Here is a 1,040-nt window from a genome sequence, read left to right as displayed (position 1 = left end):
CAACTTTAGTCAGCACATAGCGATACTTTTGCCATGCAGCTAACCGCGGAATATCTTCATCATCGATATAGCCACAATCCTTTGCATCGCGCATCGGATCAATGAATTCCGTTGCGTGCACTATAAGTGCGGCCTTTTGATGCTGAGCCAACAAGAGTAGTTCCTCTGGAGCTGGCGGTGGATTAGTCATCAACATAGCGTCTTCTTCTGTGATTGATTCCAGTCCCTTTTTGATAAACTCATCTGCGCAGTCATCTTCATACGCATATACTTCATTTTTCTTGTCTTTGTAGTATTTCATTATCTCAGCTCCTTCCAAATCCCAATAGTTCCAGCAGCAACGACCCGGTATGTGTCGCCTGGCACCACGATAAATGTTGCATTGTGCTGTATGTACTCAGAGCCACCCCCACGCGGATAAGCAATAGTGCCAGCAGAACCCGTTTGACAATTTAACGCAGCGTTTGGCCCGTAGTCTGTTGTGACAGATATCATGATCGGCTTACCGGTGTTGTTTGTGTACCACGTCCCTGATACGCGCCCGGATAGGACATCTGTCCATGCCTGACTGACTCCAAACTTAGAATATCTGCCGTCAAAGTTTGAATAATCCGTCGGTGTAACTGTTCCGCCCACGCTTAATGGCCTGGATGTTCCTATGCCGGTGGAGCTTACTGACATCGCGTAACCGCTCGAAGCGTCATTCCACAAGTAAATCGTACCATTGGAATGCAGCCCAATGCCGACGCCTGCCGGATTGGTAAATCCGCCATTCCCTGGGGTAAGAATGCAGCTTCTAAATCCATTGGCCCCTAATGGCGCATCATGTGTGCCGTTGACTGTCAGCGGTCCGGACAACGCGCCGCCGGTGAGGGGTAGCGCGCCAACATCAGAAGCCCCGATTGAAATATCGGCTGTACCGTTAAATGACTTACCCGCTATGAGTCGCGCTGTAGCCAGTTTTGTCGCAGCAGCGGCAGTGCCATTTGCCGGTAATGCACCAAGGTTGGTCAGTGCCACTGCTTTGTTAGCAACATCAT

The 1,040-nt window shown here is 49.9% G+C and carries 1 protein-coding gene and 1 pseudogene; both read right to left on the bottom strand.

The window, feature by feature from the left end; genetic code table 11:
- Nucleotides 1–301, bottom strand: a 301-nt coding sequence (locus tag AEP37_RS24435; protein ID WP_053102028.1) for a tail fiber assembly protein, incomplete at its 3' end; no start/stop codon positions are given.
- A pseudogene (locus AEP37_RS26820) lies at nt 301–1,040 on the bottom strand (hypothetical protein); the annotation flags it as partial. The pseudogene AEP37_RS26820 and the gene AEP37_RS24435, both read right to left, overlap by 1 nt.

The organism is Yersinia pekkanenii (genome assembly GCF_001152565.1).
In the GTDB taxonomy this organism is placed as follows: domain Bacteria; phylum Pseudomonadota; class Gammaproteobacteria; order Enterobacterales; family Enterobacteriaceae; genus Yersinia; species Yersinia pekkanenii.
This window is presented reverse-complemented; position numbering and strand designations above follow the sequence as displayed.